A 5431-nucleotide genomic window follows, 5' to 3' on the forward strand; every position below is an offset into this window, starting at 1 on the left:
TTGGCCCACCTGCAAATAGTTCCGGCCCAGCCGGGAGAGGTCTTTCGTCAAAACCACATCGAACATTTTCCGCTCAACCGCCGCCAGCATCTTCTGAAAGTCGGGGCGCTCCATGTTCAGGCCGGTGTACCCATCATCCTGGAAAATCCCTGCCACACGCCAGCCCTGTTCCTCACAGTACCGGCACAACAATTCCCGTTGGTTCTGGATGCTTGCGCTGGGGCCGCTCAAATCGTCGTCCTTGGACAAGCGGCAATAGATAGCTGCTCTCACCTCCTGGGGGTAGGGTTCAGCATACACAGTGTTAGTCCTCATTTTTGACCTCCATCCCGCTGTGTATGCCGCGTTTTGGAGTAATTTCATTATACCCTGCTGCACGTCCGGCGTCAAGGGAAAGTTGTGATTTCACAATCTCATTTTTCTGTATGATTAAGTCAATAAAGGCTTGCCTGTCGGTCTGTCTCCCGGCGAATACGGTGCTGACGGTAATAACAGGCTCCTTTGCTTTTGCCATAGGCGGCTCCTTTCAGTCCATCAGATTTTTCAGACGTGCCAGCTTGTCCTGCGCCGTTGCCCTGCGGAAGTTCTCGCCGGAAAAACGGATAGGGGCGCACATCTCCAACAGCCGGTCATAGATGCGGGCGTGGGCGGTGTCCTGGGGGTGCTGCAAATCCTGAAGGGACAAGTTCGTGGTGACGATCAGCGGCCTGCGGCTGCGGTAGCGGCTGTCAATCACGTTGTAGACCTGCTCCAATCCGTACTCCGTCCCACGTTCCATTCCAAAATCGTCCAGTATCAGCAGCGGGGCGCGGCAGAGGCGGGCTATGTACTCGTTGCGGCCCTCAAAGCTGGCGGTCAGGTCGTTGAGTATCAGGGCAAAGTTCGTCATGCGGACGGCCACTTCCTGTTCCATCAGAGCATTGGCGATGCAACCGGCAAAGTAGCTTTTGCCAGTCCCCACGCCTCCCCACAGCAGATAGCCGATATTTTCCTCCTGCATGGCCGTCCAGTTCTCAACGTAGAACCGGGCGTGTTTCATCTGCGGGCATTTGCCGTTGTCATTGGCAAACGTCCACTCCCTCATGGCGGGGTCAGTAAAGCCCCAGCGCTTCAATTCGGCCACGGCCTGACGGTGACGGCGGGCCTCCTGCTCCGCTGCCTCCCGGTCGATGCGCTCCTGCTCACAGCGGCAGGGGTGGGGGAGCAAGCGGCCCTCCAACGGCGGGGCCTCCATGCGAAACTGTTTCGGGGTGCGGCACTTGCCGCAGTACAAAAGCCCGTCCTCGCCGGTATAGTCCCCCGGTTCCAGCCGGGTCACGGTGATGCGCTTGATGATGCTGTCAAAATCGTTCATAGGCTCTCGCCCTCCTTGCACGAATAGTCAGGCATATTTTTTCTTTTTCGGCCGTCCTCCTTGGCCCAGCGGCGAATAGTGGCGGCGTGGCTCTTGTAGGTCTTGCCGGTGGAGGCCATGTATTCAGACAAACGCTCGATGTACTCCTGCCAGACAGAGGGAAAGTCGGCTTGCAGCTCGGCAACCTCCGCCTCGGTCAGAAAAACATTCTCATAGCGGCCTCGCGCGCGGGCGCACGCGCCCTCTCTCCCGTAAGGTAATTCACTCAGGTTACTCGTAAGGTTATTAGTGGACAATTTTCTGTCCATCAAAGGGATAGTTTTCTGTCCATCAGGAGGACAATTTTCTGTCCATCTGGAGGACAGTTTTTTGTCCATCAAGCGGACAATATCTTGTCCATCAGGTATCTTGACAAAAATGCGGTTCGGCTGGGACTGTCCCCGTCGGTGTCGCTCAATCAGACCGGCGGTTTCCAGTTCGTTCAAGGCGTTCTTCACTGTCATGGGGCTGCGGTCAATGGCGTTGGCAATCTCGGCAATGGGAAAGACAATGTAAATCTGGCCGCTGTCATCAGCCCAGCCGTTGGCCTGGGAGAGCTGCGCCCTATCCAGCAGAACAGCGTAGACCAGCTTGGTAGCCAGCGCCAAATCCGCCTCCATCAAAAAACGGGGATAGGGCAGGTAGGGCGGCAATTTGGTGTCGGCAGTCATGTAATCGGCAATCGTGTTCACCTCCCGATTTGTGGGCCGTTAGAGGGCCGTTTTAGGGGTTCGGAATGATAACATACAGCCCCCCTATCGACCACGCCCGGAAAGCCTTGAAAAATCAGGGCCGTTTTGGGCCTAAAGCGTTACATACCAGCCCTATGACGGCGCACCCGTTCACGGGTCTTTCGCCGCCGCTCCTGTTCGGCGCAATCAGGGCAGTATTTGGCCCGGTTCGACTTGGGAATGTACCGGCCTCCGCACAGGACGCATTTCTTCATGTCCTCCCGGTAGAGCAGAGCGGCGCACAGGCTTTCATCCAGCGGCAGCACAGCGGCCCGGAACCAGCGGCAGATCAGTGAGTAGGAAATGCTTTGTGGACAGACACATTCCTCCCCATCGTCCAGCAGCAGACAATTCCCCCGGTCGTAGTTGCAGCAGCTATGTACCAGCCGTTGGACAGTGCGGTACTGCGGATAGGTCATGTGGGGTATCATCGCTCCTGTTCCTCCCTGCGCTGGGTCTGGCCCTCCCTGGCAAGACGCTCGGCGGTCTTTTTCAAAGTCTCAACCGCCTTAATATCCTCCCGCATATCACGCATTTTCAAATAATCAGCGTCTTTCTCGGCGGTCAGCCTTTGGACCTCGGCCCTCCACGCCTTGGGGGTGATGGCCTCGCCGGAGGCTTTCAGCGTGTCCAGGTAGCGGACGGCGGCATGGAACAGGGCAAGGTCGGCGCTGTGCCGCTGCTCGAATTGCTCTCGCTTTCCCGGCGAAACCTTGTCCAGCTTTTGGCGGACAGGCTTGTATTTTTGATACTGCTCCCACATTTCCAGCCGCTCATTCAAAACAGACAACCGGCGTTCGGTCTTGACAATCTTGCCGCGCAAATCGTAATAATCACCGTTCATGGCGGCAACCTTGTCAAACAATTCCTGCATGGATTTGATACCGTTCTCCATCAGAAAATTGAAAAGTTTTGCGTCCGCCTTGAGCGCCTTGACCTTGCCATAGCGGGAAGTCGGGGCAGTGTCCTGCCTTGCCTGGAAAAGAAAATCCATGATGCTTTCCCGACCCTGGGGCTGGGTAGATTGCTCCTTGCTCCAGTTGTAGAGCCGGGTAATACGGGCTTTAATTTCTTTCAGCAACTTGTTGTCGGCGGCGATTTCCCGGTTGATATTTCCTTTCTCGGTGACAATGCCCCGGCGCTCCATCTGGCTGGCGGCAGGCCCCATGTGAACGGTTGGAATTTTGTCAACGCCCTGCCTCTTGTAGCTGCGGTGGTCGATGCGCTCCGGCCTGCCAGCAACTTCTAAGGCCCGGTTGGTATAAGCCGCCCACGCCGCCCGCCACTTCTCGGCGTTCCCTCTCTGGTTCCAGTCGGTGGTGTCCTCCCGATGGTTCTTCCAGCCGCCTTTGCCATCCGGGATGCGCTGGCCCTGGCCGTTCAAATCGTACACCTTGCGGCATTTTGCTCCCCACTTGCCGTCCTCTCGAATGGGGCGGATGGTGAGCATGATATGGGCGTGAGGGTTGCCGGTTCCTTTATCGTGGATGGCAAAGTCGGCGCACATTCCAGCATCCACAAAATTTTCCTTGACGAACGCTCGGACAAGGGCAAGCTGCTCCGCCCTGGACAACTCAACCGGCAAGGCCACTTCAATTTCCCTGGCAAGCTGGGCGGTGCTGGATTTTTCGATTTCCTCCACACTGTTCCAGAGGGTGGAGCGGTCTGCGAACGCTGGCGGGGCGTGGGCGGGCAGCATGATTTCTGTATGGACAACACCGCCCTTGCGGGTGTAGTCGTGGGTCATGCCGTCCCACTCGTTTACCAGCTTTTCGCCGCTCCGATAGGCGGCAGCGGCCACAGCGGACTTGCCCTGGCTCCGCTGGATAATTTGGATGGGACAATGGAAAATTGCCGTAAAAACGCACCTCCTTTCAGTGCTGGATATTGGCCCCGCCGGAAAGTGACAGACGCGCAACGGGTGTCACTTTCTGGCGGGGGTGCGGGGGTTTGGGGGCGCAGCCCCCATCGCGTCCGAAGGACGCAACAAGCCCCCGGCAGGGCGCACGACACCGGCCACGGTGTATAAGTGCGCCGTTCTACGAACGGACTACCCCTTGTCTCTGGCGTTCTGCGCCTTTTCCGCAAGCTCCGCCGCCCCCGGCAGACGGGAAAGAGCGATAAGAAACGCTTTGACTTCCTCGCCCTCCATTTCCATGACAGCGGGGAAAACAGCCTCCAAAATGGCCCCACGGCCAATCAGCCGGTGCGTCCTGGCCCGGTGTTCCTCGCTGCGCTTTTTGTTCAGCAAAATCTTCTGGCGGTTCTGATATTGGGCGATTTTCTTCTCAACTTCCTGCTCATCCTGGGGCTTGTCCATAGCTGTCAATCCTCCTTTTCCAGCCAGCCATTTTTAGCAAAAATCTTCTGCAATTTCTTGAGAGCGCCGGTCACGCTGTCACAGGCACAACTCCCGCTGATGCCCTCGTCCGCCGCAATCTCCCGAAATTTTTTCTTCAAGGCATACCGGGCATGGAGCCGCCGTGCCTGGGTGGGGGATAGCTGTGATATGGCCTCCGCCAAATGCTCCAACAGCAGTTCTTCAGCGGCCTCGTCAATTTCCCGGATTATCAAATCCTCCGGGGACTGTACCAGGAACATGGCATGGTTCTCAATGCCGGGGCTGCAATCCATGGAGTAAACATGATAGTAACTTTTCCGGCCCTCCTGCCGGTTCTCGTAGAGCCGACATTCCTCCATGACGGCGGCAACCTCGTCCGGCACTTCAATGAACGTGTCCTTTGTGTAGAGCGGGTAATAGTGCTTTCGCAAATTGATGATTGCCATGCCGCCCTCACTTCCCCTGGGGGTGGTCTGCGTAATAGCGGCGGAGATTGCACAGGCCACGGCGGATGGACAGACACACGTTGCTGTTGTGGACGCGCTCACGGTCTGCGATCTGCTGCTGGGTCAGCCCGCCCAGATAGTAGGCACAGACACGGCGGGCCTGGGTGGGGGTGGCGTAGGCCAGGGCCTCCCGCAAGGCAGCAGCCAGCCGGTCACGCTCCGCCTGTTCCTCGGCCAGCATGACAAGCTGCTCCGGGGACGGGCTGTGTTCCAGGGCATAGTTTTCCGTCCAGTCGTAGGCATCCAGCGAGTAGAACGCCCGGTGATACCGTTTGCGGCGCTCATAGTTCCGCATTTCCCGGACGGACTGGCACAGCACGTCAAAGACTTCCTCGCTGACCTCCACCAGCTTGTCCTGCTGACAGTGGGGGTAGTGGAGCCGTAGGTTGATGATTTTCATTTTGACCTCCTAAATGACAGGAGGGACAAACAGCCGAAACTGCTTGTCCCTCCCGGTGAT

General features: G+C 57.5%; 9 protein-coding genes. All 9 read right to left on the bottom strand.

Translation table 11 applies throughout. The features are described 5' to 3' along the window. Positions 1-315 (bottom strand): recombinase family protein (locus D1646_RS09860; protein ID WP_160636304.1); only part of this gene is annotated, 315 nt, incomplete at its 3' end. Beyond that, the gene (locus D1646_RS09865; RefSeq protein ID WP_016321373.1) at positions 305-514 is read right to left on the bottom strand and encodes a hypothetical protein; all 210 of its coding nucleotides are present in this window, start codon (positions 512-514) and stop codon (positions 305-307) included. The genes D1646_RS09865 and D1646_RS09860, both read right to left, overlap by 11 nt. A 12-nt stretch (positions 515-526) precedes the next feature. Then, the gene (locus D1646_RS09870; protein ID WP_160636305.1) at positions 527-1354 is read right to left on the bottom strand and encodes an ATP-binding protein; all 828 of its coding nucleotides are present in this window, start codon (positions 1352-1354) and stop codon (positions 527-529) included. After that, complete coding sequence (locus D1646_RS09875) at positions 1351-2064, bottom strand: replication initiator protein A (protein ID WP_160636310.1); 714 nt, start codon at positions 2062-2064, stop codon at positions 1351-1353. The genes D1646_RS09870 and D1646_RS09875 overlap by 4 nt, the downstream gene beginning before the upstream one ends. Before the next feature lie 140 nt (positions 2065-2204). Next, positions 2205-2555 (bottom strand): cysteine-rich VLP domain-containing protein, encoded by a 351-nt coding sequence (locus D1646_RS09880; RefSeq protein WP_160636306.1) that lies wholly within the window; start codon positions 2553-2555, stop codon positions 2205-2207. Continuing rightward, positions 2552-4012 carry a MobQ family relaxase gene (gene mobQ / locus D1646_RS09885; RefSeq protein ID WP_347565178.1) on the bottom strand — a complete coding sequence of 487 codons (1461 nt, stop codon included), beginning with the start codon at positions 4010-4012 and terminating at the stop codon, positions 2552-2554. Before mobQ ends, D1646_RS09880 begins: the two co-directional genes overlap by 4 nt. A 162-nt stretch (positions 4013-4174) precedes the next feature. After that, on the bottom strand, positions 4175-4444 hold the full coding sequence (locus tag D1646_RS09890; protein WP_160636307.1) for a DUF3847 domain-containing protein: 270 nt from the start codon (positions 4442-4444) through the stop codon (positions 4175-4177). Between the two features lie 5 nt (positions 4445-4449). Next, a complete protein-coding gene (locus D1646_RS09895) occupies positions 4450-4911 on the bottom strand; it encodes a sigma-70 family RNA polymerase sigma factor (protein WP_160636308.1) in 462 nt (153 codons plus the stop codon). Between the two features lie 7 nt (positions 4912-4918). After that, the gene (locus D1646_RS09900; RefSeq protein WP_160636309.1) at positions 4919-5371 is read right to left on the bottom strand and encodes an RNA polymerase subunit sigma-24; all 453 of its coding nucleotides are present in this window, start codon (positions 5369-5371) and stop codon (positions 4919-4921) included. Positions 5372-5431 lie beyond the last annotated feature (60 nt).

The organism is Pseudoflavonifractor sp. 60 (assembly GCF_009911645.1).
In the GTDB taxonomy this organism is placed as follows: Bacteria; Bacillota; Clostridia; order Oscillospirales; family Oscillospiraceae; genus Lawsonibacter.

Coding starts and splice junctions, on each gene's coding strand:
- D1646_RS09865 (WP_016321373.1), bottom strand. CDS start 514: ATGGCAAAAGCAAAGGAGCCTGTTATTACCGTCAGCACCGTATTCGCC.
- D1646_RS09870 (WP_160636305.1), bottom strand. CDS start 1,354: ATGAACGATTTTGACAGCATCATCAAGCGCATCACCGTGACCCGGCTG.
- D1646_RS09875 (WP_160636310.1), bottom strand. CDS start 2,064: ATGACTGCCGACACCAAATTGCCGCCCTACCTGCCCTATCCCCGTTTT.
- D1646_RS09880 (WP_160636306.1), bottom strand. CDS start 2,555: ATGATACCCCACATGACCTATCCGCAGTACCGCACTGTCCAACGGCTG.
- D1646_RS09890 (WP_160636307.1), bottom strand. CDS start 4,444: ATGGACAAGCCCCAGGATGAGCAGGAAGTTGAGAAGAAAATCGCCCAA.
- D1646_RS09895 (WP_160636308.1), bottom strand. CDS start 4,911: ATGGCAATCATCAATTTGCGAAAGCACTATTACCCGCTCTACACAAAG.
- D1646_RS09900 (WP_160636309.1), bottom strand. CDS start 5,371: ATGAAAATCATCAACCTACGGCTCCACTACCCCCACTGTCAGCAGGAC.